17 protein-coding genes and 1 pseudogene are annotated in these 24,021 nt (G+C 64.5%); 12 read left to right on the top strand and 6 right to left on the bottom strand.

What is annotated here, in order from left to right:
• The gene (locus C3B44_RS04820) at positions 1-1,749 is read right to left on the bottom strand and encodes a DEAD/DEAH box helicase (protein WP_108431387.1); all 1,749 of its coding nucleotides are present in this window, start codon (positions 1,747-1,749) and stop codon (positions 1-3) included.
• Entirely contained in the window at positions 1,746-1,991 is a 246-nt protein-coding gene (locus C3B44_RS04815) for a DUF3039 domain-containing protein (RefSeq protein ID WP_199222457.1), read from the bottom strand. The genes C3B44_RS04820 and C3B44_RS04815 overlap by 4 nt, the downstream gene beginning before the upstream one ends.
• A gap of 60 nt (positions 1,992-2,051) precedes the next feature.
• Between C3B44_RS04815 and C3B44_RS04810 the strand changes: the two genes are divergently transcribed.
• The 6 genes from C3B44_RS04810 to galE all read left to right on the top strand — a co-directional run bounded on the left by C3B44_RS04810 (position 2,052) and on the right by galE (position 7,311).
• Positions 2,052-2,498, top strand: a complete 447-nt coding sequence (locus C3B44_RS04810) for a DUF3099 domain-containing protein (RefSeq protein ID WP_158268670.1) — start codon at positions 2,052-2,054, stop codon at positions 2,496-2,498.
• Between the two features lie 11 nt (positions 2,499-2,509).
• Complete coding sequence (locus C3B44_RS04805) at positions 2,510-4,027, top strand: DUF7782 domain-containing protein (protein ID WP_108431384.1); 1,518 nt, start codon at positions 2,510-2,512, stop codon at positions 4,025-4,027.
• A gap of 14 nt (positions 4,028-4,041) precedes the next feature.
• Positions 4,042-4,476 carry a D-aminoacyl-tRNA deacylase gene (dtd, locus tag C3B44_RS04800; protein WP_108431383.1) on the top strand — a complete coding sequence of 145 codons (435 nt, stop codon included), beginning with the start codon at positions 4,042-4,044 and terminating at the stop codon, positions 4,474-4,476.
• Between the two features lie 79 nt (positions 4,477-4,555).
• Positions 4,556-5,554: a sigma-70 family RNA polymerase sigma factor gene (locus tag C3B44_RS04795; protein WP_108431382.1), complete on the top strand. Its 999-nt coding sequence runs from the start codon at positions 4,556-4,558 to the stop codon at positions 5,552-5,554.
• 59 nt (positions 5,555-5,613) lie between these two features.
• Complete coding sequence (locus C3B44_RS04790; protein ID WP_108431381.1) at positions 5,614-6,306, top strand: metal-dependent transcriptional regulator; 693 nt, start codon at positions 5,614-5,616, stop codon at positions 6,304-6,306.
• Between the two features lie 21 nt (positions 6,307-6,327).
• Positions 6,328-7,311 carry a UDP-glucose 4-epimerase GalE gene (gene galE / locus C3B44_RS04785; protein ID WP_108431380.1) on the top strand — a complete coding sequence of 328 codons (984 nt, stop codon included), beginning with the start codon at positions 6,328-6,330 and terminating at the stop codon, positions 7,309-7,311.
• Positions 7,312-7,317: 6 nt separating this feature from the next.
• Here the strand turns inward: galE and C3B44_RS04780 are convergent, their stop codons facing one another.
• On the bottom strand, positions 7,318-8,331 hold the full coding sequence (locus tag C3B44_RS04780) for a DUF4192 domain-containing protein (RefSeq protein ID WP_108431379.1): 1,014 nt from the start codon (positions 8,329-8,331) through the stop codon (positions 7,318-7,320).
• A 233-nt stretch (positions 8,332-8,564) separates the two neighbouring features.
• Here C3B44_RS04780 and C3B44_RS04775 point away from each other — a divergent pair, with 233 nt between their 5' ends.
• The 4 genes from C3B44_RS04775 to hrpA are packed head-to-tail and all read left to right on the top strand — an operon-like array spanning position 8,565 to position 17,093.
• A complete protein-coding gene (locus C3B44_RS04775) occupies positions 8,565-9,575 on the top strand; it encodes a PAC2 family protein (protein ID WP_108431378.1) in 1,011 nt (336 codons plus the stop codon).
• 21 nt (positions 9,576-9,596) lie between these two features.
• Complete coding sequence (locus C3B44_RS04770) at positions 9,597-12,134, top strand: DEAD/DEAH box helicase (RefSeq protein WP_108431377.1); 2,538 nt, start codon at positions 9,597-9,599, stop codon at positions 12,132-12,134.
• A gap of 48 nt (positions 12,135-12,182) precedes the next feature.
• On the top strand, positions 12,183-13,139 hold the full coding sequence (locus C3B44_RS04765; RefSeq protein ID WP_108431376.1) for a hydrogen peroxide-inducible genes activator: 957 nt from the start codon (positions 12,183-12,185) through the stop codon (positions 13,137-13,139).
• Positions 13,140-13,178: 39 nt separating this feature from the next.
• Positions 13,179-17,093 carry an ATP-dependent RNA helicase HrpA gene (gene hrpA / locus C3B44_RS04760; protein ID WP_108431375.1) on the top strand — a complete coding sequence of 1,305 codons (3,915 nt, stop codon included), beginning with the start codon at positions 13,179-13,181 and terminating at the stop codon, positions 17,091-17,093.
• A gap of 762 nt (positions 17,094-17,855) precedes the next feature.
• Here hrpA and C3B44_RS04755 read toward each other — a convergent pair.
• Positions 17,856-19,207, bottom strand: a pseudogene (locus C3B44_RS04755) (IS256 family transposase).
• A gap of 446 nt (positions 19,208-19,653) precedes the next feature.
• A complete protein-coding gene (gene nrdR / locus C3B44_RS04750; protein ID WP_108431374.1) occupies positions 19,654-20,112 on the bottom strand; it encodes a transcriptional regulator NrdR in 459 nt (152 codons plus the stop codon).
• 609 nt (positions 20,113-20,721) lie between these two features.
• Between nrdR and lexA the strand changes: the two genes are divergently transcribed.
• On the top strand, positions 20,722-21,417 hold the full coding sequence (gene lexA, locus C3B44_RS04745; RefSeq protein WP_108431373.1) for a transcriptional repressor LexA: 696 nt from the start codon (positions 20,722-20,724) through the stop codon (positions 21,415-21,417).
• Positions 21,418-21,543: 126 nt separating this feature from the next.
• The gene (locus C3B44_RS04740) at positions 21,544-22,323 is read left to right on the top strand and encodes a DeoR/GlpR family DNA-binding transcription regulator (RefSeq protein WP_108431372.1); all 780 of its coding nucleotides are present in this window, start codon (positions 21,544-21,546) and stop codon (positions 22,321-22,323) included.
• Here the strand turns inward: C3B44_RS04740 and ptsP are convergent.
• A complete protein-coding gene (gene ptsP / locus C3B44_RS04735) occupies positions 22,310-23,983 on the bottom strand; it encodes a phosphoenolpyruvate--protein phosphotransferase (protein WP_235840487.1) in 1,674 nt (557 codons plus the stop codon). The two genes, C3B44_RS04740 and ptsP, sit on opposite strands and share 14 nt — an antisense overlap.
• Between the last annotated feature and the right edge of the window lie 38 nt (positions 23,984-24,021).

Here is a 24,021-nt window from a genome sequence, read left to right as displayed (position 1 = left end):
TCACCATTCTCGCAGATATGCGATGCGGTCGCGCAGTTGCTGCGCCGAGCACAACGCGGTCGGCGGTCCCCCGCAGGCCTTGCGGGCCTCGGTGTGGATGGCGCCGTGCGGGCGCCCGCTGCGGCCCGCGACGATCGAGACGATGGTGTTGAGTTCCTTGCGCAAACGCGGGACCTCCTCGCTGGCGGTTTCTTCCGCTGCTGCCTTCTTCGGCTGCGGGGCGCGGGTTCCTTCGATCTCGCGGCGCTTGGCCTCCCGCACCTGAGCTTCTCGACGAGCCCGCTCCTGCTCATCGCGCGCATCGAGCTGCTCTTCTTGGCGTTTGCGCAAAAGGGCGCGGACCTGGTCGGCGTCGAGAAGCCCGGGCAGACCGAGGTAGTCCTGCTCCTCGGCACTGCCGGCCAGGGTGCCGGTGCCGTAGGTGGAGCCGTCGTAGATCAAGGAGTCGAGCTCGGCTTCGGCGCCGATGGATTCGTAGGTGGAAGAGGCGTCCGGCTCGTTCTTCTCGCGGTTGGCGTCGGCGAGCAGGTCGTCGTCGAGACCATCCGAGGGGCGATCCGGCTTGCCGAGCACGTGATCGCGCTGCTTCTCCAGGTTTTCGGCCAGCCCCAGCAGCACAGGCACAGAGGGCACGAAGACGCTGGCGGTCTCGCCGGGCAGGCGCGAGCGCACGAAGCGGCCGATCGCCTGGGCGAAGAACAGCGCCGTGGAGGCCGAGGTGGCGTAGACGCCGACGGCGAGCCGCGGGACATCGACACCCTCGGAGACCATGCGCACCGCGACCATCCACTCGTCGGTGGACTGCGAGAACTCCTCGATGCGTTCGGAGGAGCCGGGCTCGTCGGAAAGAATGAGCGCCACCGGGGTGTCGGTGAGCTCTTCCAGCATCTTCGCGTACGCGCGGGCGGTCTTGGTGTCGCTGGCGATCACGAGCCCGCCGGCGTCCGGCATGTTGTTGCGCACCTGGCGCAGCCGCGTGTGCGCCGCGCGCAGCACCGAGGGGATCCACTCCCCCTTTGGATCCAGCGCGGTGCGCCAGGCGCGGGCGGTCTGCGCCGCGTTGAGCGGCTCGCCGAGGCGGGCCTCGTACTCCTCGCCCGCACTGTCACGCCACCGGGCCTCACCGGAGTACGCAAGGAAGACCACGGGGCGCACCACGCCATCGTTGAGCGCCTCCGAGTAGCCGTAGGTGTAATCGGAGCGCGAGACCAGGTGGCCCTCGCCGTCTTCTTCGTAGCGGACGAAGGGGATGGCGGCATCGTCGGAACGAAAAGGCGTACCGGTGAGCGCGAGGCGGAAGTTGACGTCGTTATAGGCCTCGCGCACGCCGTCGCCCCAGCTCTTAGCGTCGCCGGCGTGGTGGATCTCGTCGAGAATCACCAGGGTGCGCCGCGAGGACGCGATCGCGTGGTGCTTAAACGGGTGCATGCCGACCTGGGCATAGGTGACCGCCACGCCGTCATAGGACGGGTTGACCGCCGAGGAGTTCGTGAACTCCGGGTCCAAAGAGATGCCGAGGCGCGCCGCGGAGGCCGACCACTGCACCTTCAGGTGCTCGGTGGGCACAACCACGATGACGCGCTCGACGCTGCGGTCGCGCAGCAGCGTGGCCGCGAGCGTCAGCGCTAAGGTGGTCTTGCCGGCCCCCGGGGTCGCGACGGCCATGAAGTCCTTCGGCCGGCGCGAAAGAAACTTCTCCAGCGCCTCCTGCTGCCAGGTACGGAGCTTCGGTAGCTCTACTGCCCTCACTTCTTGCGCAGGCCCTTATACACCCGCTCGCAGTCGGGGCAGACCGGCGAGCCCGGCTTCGCGGACTTCGTCACCGGGAAGGTCTCCCCACACAGAGCGACCACCATCCGCCCGTTGACAGCGGAGTCGACGATCTTGTCCTTTCGCACGTAGTGGAAGAACTCCGGGGTGTCGTCCCCGGTTGAGGTGCGTTCATCTTCCCGGAGATCCGGGCGCTCAATGGTCTTCGTCGTAGTACTCACGCCTCCCATCATGCACCAGTCATGGCCAGCAGTCAGGTCCCGGGTCTAGTCTGGGGATTCATGAATGAAACGCTCGACGCGGATGACGAGGGATTCAGCGAGTCCCGGCGCACCTTCCGCCTGCGCCGCGGGCCCGCTGAGCTGATCACCGACGCCCGCCCGTCGAGCCACCAGAACCGCCGCCGCCGACAGAAGTGGTACTGGGCGCTGCAGTTGAGCCGCGTGCCCACCACGATCCTGGCGGGGCTGTCGTTTTTCTGGTGGGACAACCTGGCGTTGACCGTGGTGTTTTTCATCCTCGCCGTCCCGGCGCCGGCGCTGGCGGTGGTGCTCGCGAACGAGAAGGGCCCGAAGCTGGATAAGCGCGAGCGCAACACGTATAAACCGGGGCTGGCCCGCCAGATCCGCTACGAGCAGGTCCAGGCCGCCCAGCACGCACGCGAGCTCGATGCGGATGAAAAGCACCCCGTCGTGATCGATCACGACGACGAACCAACGCGCCGCTAGACTTTCTGCCCATGGCCGATCGCACCCCCTTAACCTCCGCCGCCCGCCTCCTCGGCGACGTCTTTCGCTCCCATGGCTTCACCGCCGACGGCGTCGCCGCGCACCTCGGCCCGGCGGCGACCGACGCCCTGCACCGCGGCGAGCCCGGCGCGGTGCGTCGCCTCCTCAACGACGGCAGCGCACTCAGCCGCCTCATCCGCTTCTTCATCCTGCGCGAACCTCTCTCCCGCGCCCGCGTCGAGGCGCTCCTCGGCCGCACGGCGCTCGAGGGGCTCATTGCTGCAGAGGCGGTGGCGGTCGACGGCGAGAAGGTGCAGTTGCTTATCGACGTTCGCCCCCACGTCATCGCCGGCACCGACCACTGGGTGTTCTCGGACGCGGATGCCTCGATGACCGCGCATGTCCCCGGCCCGGAGCACGTGCCAGGCGTCGGGGCGGCGAGCCTGTCTTTGCTCCAGGCCTGCGATCTCACCGACGTCGACAGCGTGCTGGATCTCGGCACCGGCTCGGGCGTGCTGGCTTTGGGCCAGCTGGGCTGCGCGCTCTCGGTGACGGCCACCGACGTGCACCCGCGGGCGCTGGGTTTCGCCGAGGCGACGCTGGCGGCCAGCGGGAGTGATGCGGAACTGCTCGAGGGCTCCTGGTTCGAGCCCGTGGCCTCCCGGCGCTTCGAGCGGATCGTGGCCAATCCCCCGTTCGTCGTCGGTGCCGGAAAGATCGGGCACGTTTACCGCGATTCCGGCTTGGAGCTCGACGGCGCCACCGCGAAGGTCGTGGAGCAGGCGCGCGAGCACCTCGTCGAGGGCGGCACGGCCATCATGCTGGGCGCGTGGGCGCATACCGGTGGTTCCGACTGGCGCCAGCGCGTGGCCTCCTGGCTGCCGGATCGCGGGGTGGACGCGTGGGTTTTGCAGCGCGACGTGGCGGATCCGGAGCTGTATGTGGGCACCTGGCTGCGCGACGAGTCCATCGATCCCCGCAGCGAGGAAGGACGCAGCCGCACCGAGCAGTGGCTGGAGTTTTTCTCCCGTAACGAGGTAACCGGCATAGGTTTCGGCTTCATCGCGCTGCGCGCACTCGATGAGAATGAGCCGACGCAGCTGACTGCCGAGGAACTCACGCAGCCTTTCACCGATCCGCTCGGCCCGGAGATCACCGAGTACTTCCTGCGCAACGCGTGGCTGCGCCAACACTCCCCGGAGGAGATCGCCGGCGCCCAGTTCCAGCTGCGCCCGACTGTCGCCCGCGAAGATGTCTTCCTGCCGGATCAAGACGCCGGCGTCGGCTTTAAGCGCCAGGTGATCCGGCTGACACGCACCGATGGCCCGCGCTTTTCCCACGAGGTCGACGAGGCGCTGGTCACGATCCTCGCCGGGCTGCAGCCAGAGGGTTTGCCGCTGGCCGATACGGTAGGGCTGTACGCGATGACGCGGGGCCTCGACGAAGACGCACTCACCGACCAGGCTGTGGCCGCGGTGGCCGATCTCATCCGCCACGGGCTCGTCCTACCGTCCGAGCTGATCGACTAACACCAAAGGAGAACATGAAAGCTGTACTGACGCGCGTCACGGAGGCGCGGGTAACCGTAGACGGCGAGGTCGTCGGCGAGATCAGCGCCCCTCATACCGGGGGCATCCTCGCACTCGTGGGGGTGGCCCGCGATGACGACGACGAGGCGTTGGCCACCATGACCCGCAAGATCGCGGAGCTACGCATGCTCGACGGGGAGGTCTCAGCCACGGATGTCGATGCGCCCATCCTCGTGGTCAGCCAGTTCACCCTGCAGGGCCGCACCGCGAAGGGGCGGCGCCCCTCGTGGTCGGATGCGGCCAAGGGAGAAGTCGCCGAGCCGATGATCGGGCGCCTGGTCGCCGGATTGCGGGAGCGCGGGCTGAGAGTCGAAGAGGGCGTCTTCGGCGCGATGATGCAGGTAAGCTCGGTCAACGACGGGCCGTTCACCTTACTCGTCGAGACCTAACCCCCTCGTTCAGGGGTAGGGGAACTTATCCGATACCTAAAGCGTTGGTAATGGTAGATCGCTACTTCGAGGAGGCACCATGACCGAGCCGGTTACCGGTTTCCAGGACGAGAACGAGGAGCAGGAGGTCGATCCGGGCAGTCGCCGGAATCAGACCAATGACAATCCCGCCGCGGACCTTGTGCGCGTCTATCTCAACGGAATCGGTCGGACGGCTCTGTTGAACGCCGAGGAAGAGGTTGACCTCGCCCAGCGCATCGAGGTCGGCCTTTATGCCCAGCACCTGCTGGACGATAAGGATGTGAAGCTCACCCGCGCCAACAAGCGCGATTACAAGATCCTGGCGCGCGATGGCCGCAAGGCTCGCTCCCACCTTTTGGAGGCCAACCTGCGTCTGGTGGTCTCGCTGGCGAAGCGTTACACCGGCCGCGGCATGCCTCTTCTGGATCTCATCCAGGAGGGTAACCTCGGGCTGATCCGCGCGATGGAGAAGTTCGATTACTCCAAGGGCTTTAAATTCTCCACCTACGCCACCTGGTGGATCCGCCAGGCGATTACCCGCGGCATGGCGGATCAGTCGCGCACCATCCGCCTGCCTGTCCACTTAGTGGAGCAGGTAAACAAGCTCTCCCGCATCAAGCGGGAGATGTATCAGTCGTTGGGCCGTGAGGCCACGAACGAGGAGCTGGCGGACGAGTCCGGCATCGACGAGTCGAAGATCGAGATGCTTCTGCGTCAGTCGCGGGACCCGGTGAGCCTGGACATGCCGGTCGGCACGGACGAGGAGGCCCCGCTCGGAGACTTCATCGAGGACGCGGAGGCGGCGGACGCGGAGACCTCCGTCGTCGCCACGATGCGCCACGAAGACATTCGGGGTGTCATCGGCTCGCTGGAGCAGCGCGAGCAGGACGTGATCCGCCTGCGCTATGGCTTGAATGACGGCGTGCCGCGCACCCTGGATCAGATCGGTCGCCGCTTCGGGCTCTCGCGTGAGCGGGTGCGCCAGATTGAGCGTGAGGTCATGGCGAAGCTGCGGGCTGGGGAGCGTGCGTCGAGGCTGCAGGAGTACGCGCTCTAGCGTCAGGTAATCTGGGGTGGTCTTAGTCGAGCCATCCCGCCAGGAAGGTCAGCGCCGATATGAGAGATCTCGTCGATACTACGGAGATGTATCTCCGCACCATCTACGAGCTCGAGGAGGAGGGTATTACTCCCCTGCGAGCTCGTATCGCAGAGCGCCTAGAGCAATCTGGGCCCACGGTGTCCCAAACGGTATCTCGCATGGAGCGCGATGGTTTGTTGCACGTCGCCGCGGACCGCAGCCTGGAGCTCACCGAGACCGGCCGGGACATCGCCACCTCGGTGATGCGCAAGCACCGCCTCGCCGAGATCCTGCTCACCGACGTGCTCGGGCTGGATATTCACCACGTGCATGACGAGGCCTGCCGTTGGGAGCACGTCATGAGCGAGGAGGTGGAGCGCCGCGTCGTCGCGATCGTCTCCGATACCTCCCGCTCACCTTTCGGTACCCCGGTGCCGGCCCTCGACCAGCTCGGTGCTACCACCCCGCCCCAGACCGATACCGGAGTGCGTGCGATCGACGTGCCGGAAGGCTCCCCCGTGCCGGCGCGGGTGGTGCAGATGAACGAGATCCTCCAGGTGCACTCCGCGCAGTTCGCGGAGCTGGTCTCCGCGGGCGTGACCATCGGCAGTGAGGTCGAGATCATCGTGCGCAGCGGGGCCGTCACCGTGCGCACCCCAAAGGGCCGCGACGTGCTGCTGGCGGATGATCTCGCGCACGCGCTGCGCGTCACGCCGCTGAACGAGGAGTAGTTCGCTACTAAACTGGCGTCCATGAAGCTTCTGGTAACCGGCGCCGCCGGGTATGTAGGCAGTGTGTGTGCGGCCATCCTCATCGAGGCCGGCCATGACGTCACGGTGATTGATAACCTCACCACCGGCAACCGGGAGGCGGTGCCGGCAGATGCGGAGTTCATCGAAGGCGACGTCGCCGACCTCGCTGACGAGGTCCTCGCCTCCGGTAACTTCGACGCCGTGTTCCACTTCGCCGCACGCTCTTTGGTCGGCGAGTCCATGGAGGTACCGGAAGAGTATTGGCGCGATAACGTCGGCACCACACTCACCCTTCTGGAGGCCATGCGCACCCACGAGGTGAAGAACTTGGTGTTCTCCTCCACCGCCGCGACTTATGGCGAGCCGGAGACCATGCCGATCACCGAAGAAACCCCCACGGCGCCAACGAACACGTATGGCGCCACGAAGCTTTCCATCGACTACGCGATCACCTCGTATTGCCGGGCGCACGGCCTGGCGGCGACGAGCCTGCGGTATTTCAACGTCGCCGGCGCCTATGGCGATATTGGCGAAAACCGCGAGATCGAGACGCATCTGATCCCCTTAGTACTCCAGGTCGCCCTAGGCCACCGCGAGAACATCAAGATGTTCGGCACGGACTGGCCGACCCCCGACGGCACCCCGATCCGCGACTACATCCACGTCCGCGACTTAGCGGACGCGCACGTGCTCGCCTTCGAGAACAACGCCCCCGGCGAGCACCGGATCTACAACCTAGGCTCCGGCGACGGGTACTCGGTGCGCCAAGTCATCGAGGCCTGCCGTGAGGTCACCGGGCACGAGATCCCGGCCGAAGAGGCCCCGCGCCGCGCCGGTGATCCGCCCACGTTGATCGCGTCGTCTGAGAAGATCATGCGCGAGCTGGGCTGGTCGCCGAAGCGCACCGACTTGCACACGATCGTCTCCGACGCGTGGGCTTTTACCTCCCGGTTGGGCGATAAGGCGCACAGCGCTCTCCGCTAGAAGCGGCTAGGCGCTCTTCTGGCCGTAGTCCTCCAGGCGCATGCGGGCCAGCAGGCTGCCCTCGGTGACCGCTTGGAGGAGCCTTTCGTAGAGGCCCAGGGAGGTGAAACGCTCGATCAACTCGCTCAGCGAGTGGCCGGGGATTTCTTCCGTCGCCGCCATGAGGGCGGGCTTGGCGAGCATCGGCAAGCCGCTGCCGATGCGGGCCAGCGCGTAGAGAGCGAGGGCGTGGGCGCGGATGCCGCCGGGAAAGCTCGTGGCGACAGCCAGCATGACCCGGCCGGCCGCTTGGGGCTGGGCGACGACCCCTGCGACTAGGGCGTCGCGGAGCGTAATGTCGCTGAGGACCACGGCGGCATCGGCAAGCAGGTGGTGATCGGCGTGCAGGGCCTCGAGCGGGGCTTCGGTGTCGGCGGCATAGTCAATGGCCTCTAAGAGGCTATCGACGGCCGCGAGACCGCCATCCGGCTGGGTGAGGGCCACGTGGGCGGCGGACATCATGTCGCTGCGCTCGGCGTCACTGAGCAGGGTGTTTTCTTGTTCGAAGCGTTCGAAGAGGCTGTCGCGGTCGACTTCCGGAAGTTCTCCGGCGGCCACCCAGGGCACCATTGAGTCGGAGGAGGCAACACTCGGGATGGTCCCGGTGTGCCAGGAGTGTGCACCGTTCTCGCTCAAGCAGCGGAAGGGAGCGCCGGTGATGATCTCGGGGCAGCCCCAGACGCCGACTAGGCGGGAGTCGATGGTATCGAGGCGCTCGGGGCCGAAACCTACGAGGGCATCATTGTCTTCAGAGATAGCGAAGCCCATGAGCAGGTCGGCGTCGGCCAGCGGGCTGCTGAGGCCGTGAAAGTCGGGCAGGTCGTCGATCTCGTCGAGATCGAAGCGCAGGACAGGCCCGAGTTCGTAGTGGTTGTTCTCGAGGTGGGAGAAGCTGACGATGACGAAGGAGTCGTGCGGGTAGAAACCGAAGAGTCCGGGCAGGTTGGCGAGTAGGTATCCAGGGTCGTGATGAGTGGTCATGGCTCACAGTGTGGGCGAGGTTGCCAAGGGGCGGTTTTGGTTATCCACATTGGGAGCGAAAATTCTGGCCGGTCGCCGAGTTATCCACAGCCCCGGTCACAATGTGCCGGTTGCGGCGGTGGGGTTTTGCTAGCCTGAAGGATTAACACCTGCCCGGCGCGGCCGCGGAGCATGGGGAATGTTTGCGCCCGCAGATGCGTTATGAGGCAGTAGAGAAGGTAAGGAGGATCCGCATGCACGACGAATCCAAGATGTATGAGATCGAGTACCCGGCCCCGGCGGTAGGAGATGATTCCGCGCGCGGTCCGGTGATGATCGTCGCCCTGCAGGGATTCGCCGACGCCGGACACGTGGTCGATGCCTCAGCCCGTCACCTCAAGGCGGCGCTGAACACCAAGCCCATGGTCAGCTTCAACAATGATGAGCTGATTGATTATCGTTCCCGGCGCCCGGCGGTGACGATGACGAACCAATCGATCACCAATGTCGAGGAGCTCAACCTCGATATGCGGGTGGCCCGTGATAATGACGGCACCCCGTTTCTGCTGCTCTCCGGCCCCGAGCCGGATCTGCGGTGGGAGGCGTTTACTGATGCGGTCGCCGATTTAGCGGATAAGTACAACGTCTCGTCGACCATCTGCCTCTACGGTGCGCCGATGACGGTGCCGCACACCCGCCCGCTGGTGGTCTCAGGCCACGGCAACGACCCGGAGCTGGTGGCCGATCTGCTCAAGATCGACTCGCAGATCACTATGCCCGGCTCGGCGCAGCTGTTCATCGAGCGGGAGCTGCACACCCGCGGCCACAAGGTCGCCGGGTACACCGCGCACGTGCCGCACTACTTGGCGCAGTGGCCGTACCCGCAGGGCACCTACCAGCTGCTCACGTCGGTCTCGCGGTCGACGGGGTTGAACTTCCCGCTGCGCTCGCTGGAGGTCGACATCGAACGCGCCCGGGCTCAGCTCGACGAGTACATGAGCGACAACCAGGAGGTCATGCAGGTCGTCGGCGCGCTGGAGGAGCAGTACGACGAGGAGATCCAGCGCTACCGGGAGGCACACCCGAACGCCATGCTGCCCGGCGAGCAGGCCATGCCCACCGGCGAGGAGTTGGGCGCTGAGTTCGAGCGTTTCCTGGCGTCTATCGACGATCAGATGGACCCGGAGAAAGGCCCGCGGGCTTTGGGCGGCGAGGATAAGGACGACGAAGAGCGTCAAGACGACGACAACCGCGACGATAAGTAACACTCCACTACGGTGGTAGGCGTGACTCTCGCCGACTATCTTCCCGATCTCACCGACGTCCCCGCTTCCTTCCTGGACGAGGCGATTTTCGATTCTTTCACCTCGTGGACGAGCTCAAAGGGCATTAGCCTCTACCCCGCCCAGGAGGAGGCCTCCCTCGCGGTGTTGGCCGGCGACAACGTGATTCTTTCGACCCCGACCGGTTCGGGTAAGTCGATGGTCGCCAACGCCGCGCACTTCATCGCCTTAGCGCACGATCAGCGCAGCTTCTACACCGCCCCGATCAAGGCCTTGGTCAGCGAGAAGTTCTTCGCGCTGTGTGACATCTTCGGCCCCGAGAACGTGGGCATGATGACTGGTGATGCGACCGTCAACGGCAACGCGCCGATCATCGCCGCCACGGCGGAGATCGTCGCCAACATAGCGCTGCGGGACGGCGCGGAGGCGAACATCGACCAGGTGGTCATGGACGAGTTCCACTACTACTCCGATCCGCAGCGCGGCTGGGCCTGGCAGGTGCCCCTTTTGGAGCTGCCGAACACCCAGTTCGTGCTCATGTCGGCGACCCTCGGCGATACCTCGGCGCTCGAGAAGGACCTCACCGAGCGCACCGGTCGGGCCACCACCCCGGTCACCGGCACCACCCGCCCGGTGCCGCTCGATTTCTCTTATGTGTTCACCCCGGTCCACGAGACCATCGAGGAGCTGCGCGATGAGGGCAAGACCCCCATCTACGTGGTGCACTTCTCCCAGCGGGAGGCCACCGAGCGCGCGCAGGCGCTGACCAGCATCCCCCTGATCAACGACGAGGAGAAGAAGGCCATCGCCGCCGAGATCGGTTCCTTCCGCTTCTCGACGGTCTACGGCCGCCAACTGTCGAAGCTGCTGCGCAAGGGCATCGGTGTCCATCACGCGGGCATGTTGCCGAAGTACCGGCGGCTCGTCGAAAAGCTCTCCCAGACCGGGCTTTTGAAGGTGATCTGCGGTACGGACACCCTGGGTGTGGGCATAAATGTGCCTATCCGCACGGTGTTGATGACGGGCTTGGCGAAGTTCGACGGGCAGCGCCAGCGCATCCTGAAGTCGCGCGAGTTCCACCAGATCGCGGGGCGTGCGGGCCGCGCCGGCTACGACACCGAAGGCACCGTGGTGGTCGAAGCACCCGAGCATGAGATCGAGAACGTCAAGCTGCGCCGCAAGGCCGGCGATGATCCGAAGAAGCGGAAGAAGATCCGCAAGAAGTCGGCCCGCGAGGGCGAGGTGAGCTGGTCCGAGGACACGTTCAACCGGCTGACGGAAGCAGAGCCCGAGCAGCTCACCAGCCAGTTCCGGGTCTCGAACTCGATGCTCATCAACGTCTTGGAGCGCCACGGCGACGGCTACGAGCACCTGCGTCACCTGCTGCGCACCAACCACGATCCGCGCACCAAGCAGAACCAGGACATCCTCACCACGCTGGCGCTGTTGCGCGGGCTTCTCGACGCCGGCCTGGTCAAGCGTCGCGAAGAACCCGATCGTTACGGTCGCACGTACCACCTGGTGCGCGAGCTGCCGCGCGACTTCGCGCTGAACCAACCGCTCTCCCCCTTCGCCCTGGCCGCGCTCGACCTGTTGGATCCGGAGTCGGAGAGCTACACCCTCGATGTGATCAGCGTGTTCGAGGCGATTCTCGACGACCCGCGCGCCGTGCTGCGCGCGCAGCAGTCGGAGGCCCGCGGGGAGGAGATCGCCGCGCTGAAGGCGGAGGGCGTGGAGTATACCGAGCGCATGACGCTGGTCGAGGAGGTCACCTACCCGAAGCCGCTGGAGGAGTTACTCGAGCAGGCCTATGACACGTTCTCCGAGACCCAGCCGTGGGTCAAAGAGTTCGAGCTCTCGCCGAAGTCGGTGGTGCGCGACATGGTCGAAAAGGCGATGACGTTTTCGGATCTCACCTCCACCTACCAGCTCTCGCGTTCCGAGGGCGTGGTGTTGCGCTATCTCACGGACGCCTGGCGCACCCTGCGACAGACGGTGCCGGAGGCCTACGTCACCGAAGAACTCGCCGATATCATCGAGTGGCTGGGCGAGCTCATCCGCCAGGTGGATAACTCGCTGGTCGACGAGTGGGCCCACATGGGGGATGAAGATACCCCCATTTCCGAAGAAGCCCTGGAGCGCGAGCTCGCCTTCGGGGTGGACGACCCAGACGCTCTCACGGCCAACCGCCGGGCTTTTAAGATCATGGTGCGCAATTACTTCTTCCGCCTAGTCGATCTCTTCGCCCTCGAGCGCGAGAAAACGCTGGCGGAGATGACGGAGCATCTCGAGGAGGCTCCTGACTTCCCCGCTGCTCTGGACGATTATTTCGACGAATATGACGATCTCGACCTCAGCGCGGACGCCCGCTCCAGCGAGTATTTCTGGGTGCGCGAAGACGGCCGGCAGTGGCATGTGCGCCAGATCCTTAAGGACCCGGCAGGGGATAATTCCTTCGCTTTTGTGGGCACGGTGGATCTGGATGCCTCCGACGAGGCCGGCGAGGTGCGCCTGTCTGAGCTCACGATCGAGCAGGCTTAATTACCCCATATACTTGAAGCTCTGAGCATCGACACATAACCTATAGGTATGAGTAATAAAGAGTACCGACCAACGCTCGCCCAGCTGCGTACCTTCGTCACCATCGCCGAAAAGAAGCACTTCGGCACCGCCGCCGAGAAACTCGGGATTTCCCAGCCGTCCCTGTCTCAGGCCCTCGTAGCCTTGGAACACGGCTTGGGTATCCAGTTGATTGAACGCTCCACCCGCAAGGTGATCATCACCTCCGCGGGCGCAGAACTCCTCCCCTACGCCAAGGCAACACTCGAGGCGGCGAAGGCCTTCCTCGCGCATTCCCGCGGTGCTACCGGCACCCTCACCGGACCGCTGACCCTCGGCATCATCCCGACGGCGGCACCCTACCTCCTTAACGCCCTGCTGCCGCTGATCACCGAGCGCTACCCCGACATGGAGCCGCGCATCGTCGAGGAGCAGACGGACGATCTCCTCCACAAGCTGCGTGACGGCCAGATCGACCTCGCCCTGATCGCCATGCCCTCAGAGGCCAGCGGCGTCGTCGACCTGCCCTTATACACCGAGAACTTCGCCGTGGTGCTGCCGGAGGACCACGAACTGGCCAACCGCGATGATTTGAAGCTGGCGGATCTGGAAAACCTGGATCTGTTGCTTCTCGACGACGGCCACTGCCTCCGCGACCAAGTCTTGGATCTGTGCCGCCGCGCCGATCTCAACCCCTCGCAGACCTCGAATTCCCTGACGCGTGCGACCTCTCTGACCACGATTATCCAGCTGGTCGTCGGCGGCCTGGGCTCGACGCTCGTTCCCGAGACCGCGCTGATCCCGGAGGCGAGCCGCTGCGGCCTCGCCGTCTCCCACTTCGACTCGGGCGTCACCGCCCAGCGCGAGATGGGCCTGGTGTACCGCAGCTCGTCGTCGCGGGCCGCCGAGTTCGCCGAATTCGGCGAACTGATCACCGAGGCGTTCCAGCGTTCGCTGGAGAACGTCCGCAAAAAGCGCACCAACTAAGCCCGCCGCAGGGTCGCCGGGTAGCATGAGCGGTCGACCATGACTAAACCCAGCGATAACGGATCCGCCCCGTCGAAAAGCGAACTCTACGAGCTTCTCGACGGACTCACCCTCGCCGACGAACGCACCTTCCGCCGCCGCCTGAAGAAGGCGCGCGCGCCGAAGGCTCTGCGTGCTATTAAGGCTGATCTCGACGATGCCCTCCAGCGCATCCCCCGCATCGAGGCAGCCATCCCGCCCATTAAGTTCCCCGCCGAATTGCCGGTCAGTGGGCGTCGCGATGACATCGCGGAGGCTATCGAGAACAACCAGGTGGTCATCATCGCCGGTGAGACCGGCTCGGGTAAGACCACCCAGATCCCGAAGATCTGCCTCGAGCTCGGGCGGGGCCGGCGGGGGCTGATCGGGCATACCCAGCCGCGGCGTATCGCCGCGCGCACGGTGGCTGAGCGCATCGCCAGCGAGCTGGGCCAGGATATTGGCTCCTCGGTGGGTTATGCGATTCGTTTCGACGACCGCGTCTCCGAGACCACCGCCGTCAAACTCATGACCGACGGCATCTTGCTTTCCGAGATGCAGCGGGATCGCTACTTCAACGCCTACGACACGATCATCATCGACGAGGCGCACGAGCGCAGCCTCAACATCGACTTCCTGCTCGGCTATTTGAAAAACCTGCTGCCGAAGCGGCCGGATCTCAAGGTGATCATCACCTCCGCGACCATCGATCCGGAGCGCTTTGCCGAGCATTTCGCGGATGCCGACAGCGCCCCCGCCCCCATCGTCGAGGTCTCCGGGCGCACCTACCCCGTCGAGGTGCGCTACCGGCCCCTCGAGGTCACGGCCGGGGATCGCGTCGTTGATCAGGACCCTCTCGACGGGCTGTTGGATGCCATCGAGGAGCTCATGGCCATCGGCCCAGGCGATATCCTCTGCTTCTTCCCCGGCGAGCGCGACATCCGGGATGCGATGGAGGCCATCGAGGGCAAGAAATACCGCAACGTGGAGGTCACTCCCCTGTTCGGCCGGCTGTCGAACCAGGAGCAGCACCGGGTGTTTACCCCGCATTCGGGACGGCGCATCGTGCTGGCCACGAATATCGCGGAGACGTCGCTGACGGTGCCGGGGATCCACTACGTCGTCGATACGGGCACGGCACGCATCTCTCGCTACTCGACGCGCACCAAAGTCCAACGCCTGCCCATCGAGGCGATCTCGCAGGCGAGTGCCAACCAGCGTTCGGGCCGCTGTGGCCGTGTTGCCAACGGCGTGGCCATCCGGCTGTATTCGGAAGAGGACTTCCACTCCCGCCCCGAATTCACCGATCCCGAAATCCTGCGCACCAACCTCGCCAGCGTCATTCTGCAGATGATCTCGCTGCGGCTGGGAGCGGTCGACGATTTCCCCTTCGTCGAGCCGCCGGAGCATAAGGCGGTGCGCGACGGCCTGACGCTCCTGCACGAGCTGGGGGCTATCACCCAGAAGGAGAAGGGCGGGCTGCCGGTGCTCACGAATATCGGCAAGGACATCGCCCGCATTCCCGTCGATCCGCGGATGGCCCGCATGCTGGTCGAAGCCCGCCAGCGCGGGGTGCTCGACGACCTGATCATCCTCGTATCCGCTCTGACCATCCAGGACGTGCGCGAGCGCCCGCTCGAGCAGCAGGCCCAGGCCGACCAGGCGCATGCCCGGTTCAAGGATAAGAGCAGCGATTTCCTCTCACTGATCAAGCTGTGGAACTACATCTCTGAGACCCGCGACGAGCTCTCCGGCAACGCCTTCCGCCGGCGGATGCGCGAGGAGTTTTTGCACTACCTGCGTATCCGCGAGTGGTGGGATCTCGTGCGCCAGCTGCGTGATGTCACCCGTCGACTCGGGTGGGAGAAGAAGGACACCGAGCGCGTCAACCGCGACGAGGATGCCATCCACCGCTCGCTTCTTTCCGGGCTGCTATCGAACATCGGCGCCCGCGACGGCAAGTCCAAGGAGTTCCAGGGGGCTCGCGGCACGCGCTTTATGGTCTTTCCCGGTTCCTCGCTGGCTAAGAAACCGCCGGAGTTTCTCATGGCCGCCGAGCTCGTGGAGACCTCGCGGCTGTGGGCGCGTCAGGTGGCGGCGATCGATCCCGCCTGGGTGGAGGACTTAGGTGGGGACCTGCTGCGCCACAACTACTCGGATCCGGTGTGGTCCTCGAAACGCACCGCCGCCATGGCACATCAGAAGACCATGCTCTACGGGGTGACCATCGTCGCCGACCGCCTGGTGCCTTATCACCGCGTCGACCCCGTGGCCGCGCGGGATATGTTCATCCGCCACGCCCTCATCGAGGGTGACTGGTCGACGCACCATGATTTCTACCGGCGTAACGTCGAGAAGCTCGAGACCGCCGCCGAGGTCGAGGAGAAGGCGCGCCGGCGCGGCATCGTCGTCGACGAGGACACGCTCTTCGATTTCTACGACGCCCGCCTGCCGGAGAACATAACCACCGGCAAGAACTTCGACCATTGGTGGAAGAAGGCGCGTCGAGAAAACCCCGACCTGCTCGATTTCGACCCCGAGGCCTTGCTTGGCGACGACGCCTCCGCCATCACCGAGGAAGCCTTCCCCGATCGCTGGCGCGACGGCTCGCTGGAATTCGAGCTCAGCTACCTCTTCGAGCCCGGCCACGAGCGCGATGGCGTCACCGTCCACATCCCGGTGCCGCTGCTCGCGGGTATCGACGAGACCGGCTACGACTGGTTGGTCCCCGGCATGCGCGAGGAGCTCGCGACGGAGCTGATCCGCACGCTGCCCAAAGCCTCGCGCCGCTCGGTGGTGCCGGCGCCGGAGTTCGCGCGGCGGGCCGTCGAGAAGCTCGTGCCCGGGGAGTCTCCCCTCGTCGAGCAGCTTGCCGATGTCCTGCGAGAGCTCGGCGGTTCCGGGATTAACGCGAGTGATTTCCGGCCGTCCGCGCTGCCGGAGCATCTACGGATGACGTATGCGGCGATCAACAAGAAGGGCCGCATCATTGATTCGGACAAGGATCTCTCGGCGCTGCAGGCACGGCAGGCGGGCCACATTCGCTCGTCGGTGAGCCGGGTCGGGCGCAAATCCGAGTCGCCGGCGGTGAAGAACTGGACCGCGGAGAACCTCGGGAAGGTGCCCGAGGAGGTCACGACCACCGTCGATGGCCACGATGTGCAGGCCTATCCCGCGCTGAGCGTGACCGACGAAGGCGTCGAGGTGAAGGTCTTGCCGACGAAGGCGGCCGCGGAGAACTCGATGCGCACAGCAACGCTGACGCTACTGATGCGCGATATCTCGGTGAACACCAAGCAGATGATCAAGGGTCTCCCCTTGACTCAGCGCGTGGCAGTGGACAACTACCCACACGGCGGGGCCGAAGGGCTCGTCCGAGATGCGCGGGTGGCGGCGATTCGCGACGCGATGATGGACAACGGCGGCCCCGTACGCGAGCCCAGCGAATTCGAGGAGCTGCGCAAGAAGGTCGCCGCCGATACTCCGCGGCGAGTGCGACAGGCGGTGGTGACTCTGGCGCCGGCGCTGGTGCAGCTTTCGAAGGTGCGCGAGGAACTGGATAAATGGACCGGTCCTGCCATCGACGACATGGAGCGCCAGCTGTCTTTTCTGCTTCCTGAGCAGGCGATCACCCGGCATGGGCTCGGTCATCTGCAGCATCTGCCGCGGTATTTGCAGGCGATGTCGATCCGCCTCGAGGAGATGGGCATGGACCCGGACAAGGACGCGGACCGACAGGCGGAGATCGACGAGGCACACGCCTACCTGCGCGGCCGGCTTCGGCAGCTTCCGGCGGGTCGGGAGAAGTCGCCGGAGGTCCGCGAGATCGCCTGGATGATTGAGGAGCTGCGGGTCAGTCTCTTCGCGCAGCGCCTGGGGACCTCGCGACCGGTGTCGCTGCGGAGAATTATGAAGGCCGTGGACAAGCTGAAATGACGTACGCGGCTCTCGCGGTAATTGGGTTGCCGTGAATTCCGGGTTAGCCGGCTAAAGACGGCTTCATGGTAGGCCCGCTCCATTGGGCGGCGCGCCGCGATTACGCACGTGCGTAAAAATCTGAGGCCTGGGGTGACAATGTGTCCCGTGCACCTATGAGTTCGCCGAGATCCATCGATTCCCCATTACGCACGTGCGTAATGCCCGGAGTTTACGAACGGAGTCGACAAACCGCGGGCCAACAGCCTCGCCCCCACACTTTCCCCGTGTGGGATCCTCGCCTCGATTACGCACGTGCGTAAAAGGCAAAGGCCCAAGGCGACAATGTGTCTCGTATACCTATGAGTTCGCCGGGATCCATCGATTTCCGATTACGCACGTGCGTAAACCCCGTCCGCACTATGCCGCGGCATAGTGAGCCCGCGACTGTTTCCACTCGCGAGGTCGCTGCGTTGGCCCTGTTATGAACGAAGAGCGAGGGAGCTCGGCCTCGATTACGCACGTGCGTAAAAACCAGAGGACCAAGGTGACAATGTGTCTCGTCTACCTATGAGTTCGCCGGGATTCATCGATTCCCCATTACGCACGTGCGTAAAAATCAGACGCCTGAGGTGAAACTGTTTTGCCTACACACTTATTGGACTCGGAATCCAACGACTTCTTAGACCCGGAATCCAGCAACTTAGTGGACTGAGGTGAAAATGTGACTCCCGGAGTCTAACTCCGGTGAGAGCGTCCGATAGTTTGTGTGCGGGGGGTGGTTTACAGGTAGTCCGCGAATCGGTCTGGGTATGCCACAGCTAGTTGGTTGATGGCTTGTTTCCAGCCATTGGCCTTCGCTCCTTGAACATACCCGTTGCACTCAACGGCACGCTTGGCTTGCTTCGCGCGTTTGGCAACGCGTTAGTCTTCGATGGTGCACATCATCAACCAAAGCGTCTTCAGTGCTGCTGTATCGTTCGGGAACTGGCCCCGGTTTCGGGTAGCTTTACGCAGCTCAGCATTGAGTGACTCGATTGAATTCGTGGTGTATATCACCTTGCGCGCCGCTGGCGGGAACTGCAGAAACCCCACGAACCGTTCCCACGCATCACGCCAGATATTCACCGACTGCGGGTACTTCTGGCCAAGCTCAGAGGTTTCGAACGCATCTAAGCTGGCACGGGCGGTATCTTCGTTTACGGCCGTCTAGATCGCACGTAGCGCACTGGAGACGGGTTTTCGGTCCTGATAGGACACCCACCTATTCGCCGCCCGGATCAGGTGCACGATGCAGGTTTGTACCATCGAATGTGGCCAGGTTGCCTCCACAAGCTTCCGGTAGACCTTTAAGACCATCACAGCAGACGATGAAGACATCCTGGACGCCACGGTTGGCCAGATCTGCGCACACAGATGCCCAAAAGGCGGCACCTTCATTATCAGCAATCCACAAGCCCAGGATGTGCTTGATACCGTCTATGTCGATGCCCACCGCCATGTAGCACGCCTTGTTGACTACACGGTGGCCATCGCGGATCTTCACGCGTAGCGCATCAAAAAAGATTACTGGGTAGAACTCGTCGAGTTGACGGTTCTGCCAGATCATCACCTCGTCTAAGACTGCATCGGTAATCGTGCTGATCGTATCCGGGCTCATATCCACCCCCAGGGTGGAGCCAAGATGGTGCTGAATATCACGCACTGTCATCCCACCGGCGTACAGCGAGATGATCATGTCATCGAGCTCTGTCAGCCGGCGTGAGCCCTTGGGCACCATCTGGGCAGTAAACGTGCCGGAACGATCCCTGGGCACGATCCCTTCCAACGCGCCGTGCCCAGAATTGACGGTCTTGGTCTACGACCCGTTGCGGTGGTTACTACCCTGTGTTGGTTCAACCTGGGCCTTCATCGTCCGGTCGGAATGACCGTAGCCCAAATGGGCATCCATTTCCGCCTGCAAAACCAGCGTTAATCGATGCCTGCAACAGGGCTTTGACCAGGTCGCTGGCGTTATCGGTGGACGTCGACAACTCGCCAATCAGCTTGGCGAGCTCAGGATTTTCCATCAGCTTCTCGCTGATCTCGTTGACCTTGTCCTGGTCATGGTTTTTCTTCGTTGTCACCGTTGTCATTATCGGTGAAACTCCTTCTGGATCAGAGCCTCACACACAAATTTCCTGACACCCTCACTCCGTCGGTTTTAGGCGGGCCCGCACGACTGGAGCTCCGCTCGCCGCCGCTCCTCAAATTTGCCCCGACCAATTACGCACGTGCGTAACGCCCGGAGTTTAAGAACCAAGAGCCGGCGATCCACAGACCGTCGAACACCCCCGTCTGGGCCCCTAAACAAAACTACGCACGTGCGTAAAACTCGGACAAACTATGCCACGGCATAGTCCAGCGTCCCGCACGGATCCACCCGCAGAGCCACCCCTGAAAACTCCTCTCACCTTTACGCACGTGCGTAAAAATCAGGGGCCAAGGTAAAAATGTGCCCCAGGTGGCCCAGGCCAATCGGCCTTTCAGTCATCCCCCATTACGCACGTGCGTAATCCCAACGGATAACCCGCCACAACCTTTACACCTGACTTCGGTTGCGGCGACGCATCAAGCGGATCTCGGATTCGAAGTCTTCCGCGCTTTCGAAAGACTTGTACACAGAGGCGAAGCGCAAGTAGGCGACTTCGTCGAGTTCGAGGAGGGGCTCCAGCACAGCGAGGCCAATGTCGTTGGCGTCGACTTGGGAGCTTCCCTGGCCGCGCACGGTCTCCTCAACCTCCTGGGCGAGTTTCTTCAGCGCGTCATCGGGCACATCTCGGCCCTGGCACGCGCGGCGCACGCCCATAATCAGCTTTTCGCGGCTAAAGGGTTCGGTGATGCCATTACGCTTCACTACGAGCAGCACGGCCTTCTCTATCGTGGTGAAACGGCCGTGGCAGCTGCTACATTCCCGGCGCCGGCGAGTGGAGGTGCCGGCATCGATCACACGGGAATCAATGACCCGGGACTGTTCGTTATGGCAGAAAGGGCAGTACACGGCGAACAGCCTCCTCGGTATCGGTCACTCACATGGTGCGATACCTGAGTTTAGTGCCCACTGACCGCAATCAAGGTCTCGGCCGTCTGCTGGGACACCGGCGCCTCCCCCTGCTGGAAACCGAGAACAGAGCCGACCACCAGTACAAATCCACAAACGGTGCCGAGCAGCATTCCGCGACCAATTTCGCGCCGTTGTTCGAAGCGATCCCGCTCTGCGACCTGCGAAGGCGACTGGGCGGTAACCTGCGGGTTTGCCAGTCTCCTACTCAGTGTCCGAACATGTCGTCCACGGCTGGGGACAGCCGCGGTAACGTCCGCATCCCACACCGAGGCAGAGGCTGCCGGAGAGGGACACACAGTACGGGTACGATACGCCGTGGTCTGGGAGTTCATGGTTCTCGCCTTTCCTTTCGTTGTGGTTCGCCGGCAGACTATCGAAGCCAGCGGACACCACATTCATCAATGCGATTGTATGTTCGATTATCGTTTACACGTTCGAAAGATAGCAGGCGTTCGAAAATCTGTCCACACTTGGCCACAATGTCTCGAACATAAAGGCGGTTTCGTGATAGACAGTAGGTAACGATCCCAGCGACGAGGAGTCCAAATGGCTGCATCCAAGAAGAGCCGCCCCCAGCGCGGCAAACCAGACATGTCCACCCTTTCGCCCCGCCAGCGCCGCATCCTGGAGGTCATCCAGGACGCGGTGGTGCTGCGCGGCTACGCCCCCAGCATCCGAGAGATCGGCGACGCCGCCGGCCTCACCTCCACCTCCTCGGTGGCCTACCAGCTCAACGAGCTCGAGAAGAAAGGCTTTTTGCGGCGCGACCCCAACAAGCCACGCGCCGTCGATATCCGGCACCTAAGCGATGAACGCGAGGCGCCGGCGTCGAAGCCCGCGACCGCCCCGAACGGTGAGCAGGCCTCCGCGCCGAGCTACATCCCCGTCGTTGGCCGTATCGCGGCCGGCTCGCCGATCCTGGCCGAGCAAGAAGTGGACAGCTACTTCCCCATGCCGCAGGAGATCGTCGGTGACGGCGAGCTCTACATGCTCAAGGTCATTGGGGACTCGATGAAGCTCGCCGGCATCATGGACGGTGACTGGGTGGTCGTTCGCGCCCAGCCGGTAGCGGAGGAAGGCGAGTTCGTCGCCGCGATGCTCGATGGCGAAGCCACCGTTAAGGAGCTCCACCGCGACTCCACGGGCGTGTGGCTTCTGCCCCACAATGACGAGTTCGATCCGATCCCGGGCGACGAGGCCGAGATCCTCGGCAAGGTGGTGTCGGTCTTCCGCCGGCTCTAAGCCGGCTCTAAGAACGTCCTCTAAAGCCACACGTTTCCTGGCTGATCGGGGGTAATCGGACACCCCCACTGCCCGATTTCGTGCACACTGGGTCTAGTCCCACAGATCCTAACGAAAGAGGGTGACATGTACGCAGAGGAACGTCGCCGGCAGATCGCTTCGCTGACCGCCGTCGAAGGTCGCGTCAACGTCACTGACCTCGCCGATCGTTTCGACGTCACGGCGGAGACCATCCGACGTGACCTCGCCGTGCTCGACCGCGAGGGAGTTGTCCACCGCGTCCACGGCGGAGCGGTGGCCAGTCAGTCTTTCCAGACCACTGAGTCCTCCCTCGATACCCGCTCGCGCTCGGCGCAGGCGGCGAAGCTCGCCATCGCCCGCGCGGCCACCGAGTACCTCCCCGAGGCAGACGGCGCCCTGTTCTTAGACGCCGGCACCACTATCAACGCGTTCGCGGAGCTCATCGCCGAGCGCGCCCAGCGGGCCCGCTGGTCAATCGTGACCAACTCGCTGCCGGCCGCGCTCAAACTGGCCTCCCACAACGCCCCTGACGTGCAACTGCTCGGGGGTACCGTGCGCGCCATCACCCAGGCCGTCGTCGGGGCCACCGCGCTGCGCACCCTGGCGCTGATGCGCGCTGACGTCGCGTTCATCGGCACCAACGCCCTCACGCTGGATCATGGCCTGTCCACCGCGGACTCCCAGGAGGCCGCCGTGAAATCCGCCATGGTCACCAACGCGCACAAGGTCGTGGTGTTGTGCGACTCGACGAAGCTCGGCAACGACTTTCTGGTGAGCTTCGCCGATACTAACGACATCGACGTCGTGATCACCGACGACCGGGCGCCAGAGTCCTTCGTCGCGGCCCTGCGTGACCGCGAGGTCGACGTCGTTATCGCCCGATAGCCGCCAGCGCCTGCTCGCGGGACTCCGTAGCCCCCGCCGCCGACAGGGCGGCCTCGGCCATCGCGCGGCAGTCGTCGAGATCCAACTCAGCCAGCTGGGCGCCGACCGCCGGCAGCGCATTCGCCGCCGCCGACAGCGACGAGACCCCCAGGCCCGTGAGCACGCACGCCAGCCACGGATCGGCGGCGGCTTCGCCACAGACGCCGACGGGGACGTCGTGACGCTTGCCCGCCTCGCAGGTCATCTGAATCAGGCGCAACACCGCCGGCTGCCACGGGTCAGTGAGGTAGGCCAGCTGTGGCGAGAGCCGGTCCGCGGCCATCGCGTACTGGGTCAGATCGTTCGTCCCGATCGAGACGAAGTCCAGCTCCGGCATGATCGTATCCGCCAGCAGCGCGGCGGCGGGAACCTCGATCATCGCGCCGGCGGTCAGGCCTCGCTCGCGGCAGAGCCCGGCGAACCAGGTCGCCTCCTTGCGGGTGGCGACCATCGGCGCCATCACCCACGTCTGCGCCCCCTCGGGGCGGCTCTCGGCGGCCTGGGCGATCGCGTCGAGCTGCCGCGTCATCAGGCCCTCGTTGTTGCGGGCGATGCGCAAACCGCGCACACCCAACGCCGGGTTTTCCTCCTCCTGCAGCGTGGCATAGGCGATCGGCTTGTCCGAGCCCGCGTCAAGCGTACGCACGACCACCTTGCGGTCACCGAAAGCCTCAAAGACCTGCCGGTAGATCTCCGCCTGCTCGTCGACCGCCGGCTCCTTCGCCGCCGAGAGGAAGTTCAGCTCGGTGCGATAGAGACCCACCCCCTCGGCCTGACTCTTGGCGGAGGCGCGGGCCGCCTTCGGATCCGCGACGTTGGCCAGCAGCTGCATCCGGTGTCCGTCGCGGGTGGCGGCCGGACCCTCCCACTGCGCGATAAGCTTCTCGCGCTCGGCGGATTCCGCCACCGCGGCGCGGGCCTTAGCTTCGTCGACGTCACGGGAGATGGTGCCGGAGGCGCCGTCGACTAGGACCTTCTCCCCGCTCGGGATGTCGCGCAGGCTGGTGCCGGTGGCCACGACGCAGGGCACGCCGAGTTGCCGGGCGATGATCGCGGTGTGGCTGGTGGGCCCACCCAGCTCGGTAACCAGTGCGGTGAAGATCTCGGTATCCAAGCCCGCGGTGTCGGCCGGGGCGAGGTCGTCGGCAAAGAGCACGCTGGGCTCGTGGGCATTGGGCAGGCCGGGTTCTTCTTCCCCACGGAGCTCAGCGATGACGCGGTCGCGCACGTCCTTCAAGTCAGTCGTGCGCTCGAGCATGAGGCCGCCAGCCTTTTCGAACATGTCGATGAACTTGTCAGTCGCGTTGACCACGGCGAACTCCGCGCGCTGCAGCGAGCGGACGTTCTTCTTCACCGCCTTGCGCCAGCCGCGGTCGCGCACCATGCCGACGGTGGCCTTCAGGACTTCACCAGCCTCCCCGACCGCCTCCTGTGCCCGGGCTCCGAGGCGCTCGGCCACGGTGTCGGCGGCCTTTTCGAAGCGGGCGTATTCGGCGTCGATGGCATCCTCGGCAATGGGCTCGCCCGCCTCCGGGAGCTCGGGGCGCGGGCGGACCCAGACCGCAGGTGCGTAGGCGACTCCCGGCACCACGCCGGTGCCCTGAATGCTGTCGTTGGTCACGGTGTGCCTTTCTGTCGCGGTACACAGATTCTCTCTGC

It is taken from the genome of Corynebacterium yudongzhengii (genome assembly GCF_003065405.1).
Taxonomy (GTDB): domain Bacteria; phylum Actinomycetota; class Actinomycetes; order Mycobacteriales; family Mycobacteriaceae; genus Corynebacterium; species Corynebacterium yudongzhengii.
The sequence above is the reverse complement of the archived record's forward strand: the minus strand, read 5'-3'. Positions and strand labels throughout refer to the sequence as shown.

What these genes read in the sequence shown, in the direction of transcription:
- C3B44_RS04790 (WP_108431381.1), top strand. Translation starts at nt 5,614, where the DNA reads ATGAGAGATCTCGTCGATACTACGGAGATGTATCTCCGCACCATCTAC.
- C3B44_RS04740 (WP_108431372.1), top strand. Translation starts at nt 21,544, where the DNA reads ATGTACGCAGAGGAACGTCGCCGGCAGATCGCTTCGCTGACCGCCGTC.
- C3B44_RS04810 (WP_158268670.1), top strand. Translation starts at nt 2,052, where the DNA reads ATGAATGAAACGCTCGACGCGGATGACGAGGGATTCAGCGAGTCCCGG.
- C3B44_RS04795 (WP_108431382.1), top strand. Translation starts at nt 4,556, where the DNA reads ATGACCGAGCCGGTTACCGGTTTCCAGGACGAGAACGAGGAGCAGGAG.
- dtd (WP_108431383.1), top strand. Translation starts at nt 4,042, where the DNA reads ATGAAAGCTGTACTGACGCGCGTCACGGAGGCGCGGGTAACCGTAGAC.
- C3B44_RS04805 (WP_108431384.1), top strand. Translation starts at nt 2,510, where the DNA reads ATGGCCGATCGCACCCCCTTAACCTCCGCCGCCCGCCTCCTCGGCGAC.
- galE (WP_108431380.1), top strand. Translation starts at nt 6,328, where the DNA reads ATGAAGCTTCTGGTAACCGGCGCCGCCGGGTATGTAGGCAGTGTGTGT.
- C3B44_RS04765 (WP_108431376.1), top strand. Translation starts at nt 12,183, where the DNA reads ATGAGTAATAAAGAGTACCGACCAACGCTCGCCCAGCTGCGTACCTTC.
- hrpA (WP_108431375.1), top strand. Translation starts at nt 13,179, where the DNA reads ATGACTAAACCCAGCGATAACGGATCCGCCCCGTCGAAAAGCGAACTC.
- C3B44_RS04775 (WP_108431378.1), top strand. Translation starts at nt 8,565, where the DNA reads ATGCACGACGAATCCAAGATGTATGAGATCGAGTACCCGGCCCCGGCG.
- lexA (WP_108431373.1), top strand. Translation starts at nt 20,722, where the DNA reads ATGGCTGCATCCAAGAAGAGCCGCCCCCAGCGCGGCAAACCAGACATG.
- C3B44_RS04780 (WP_108431379.1), bottom strand. Translation starts at nt 8,331, where the DNA reads ATGACCACTCATCACGACCCTGGATACCTACTCGCCAACCTGCCCGGA.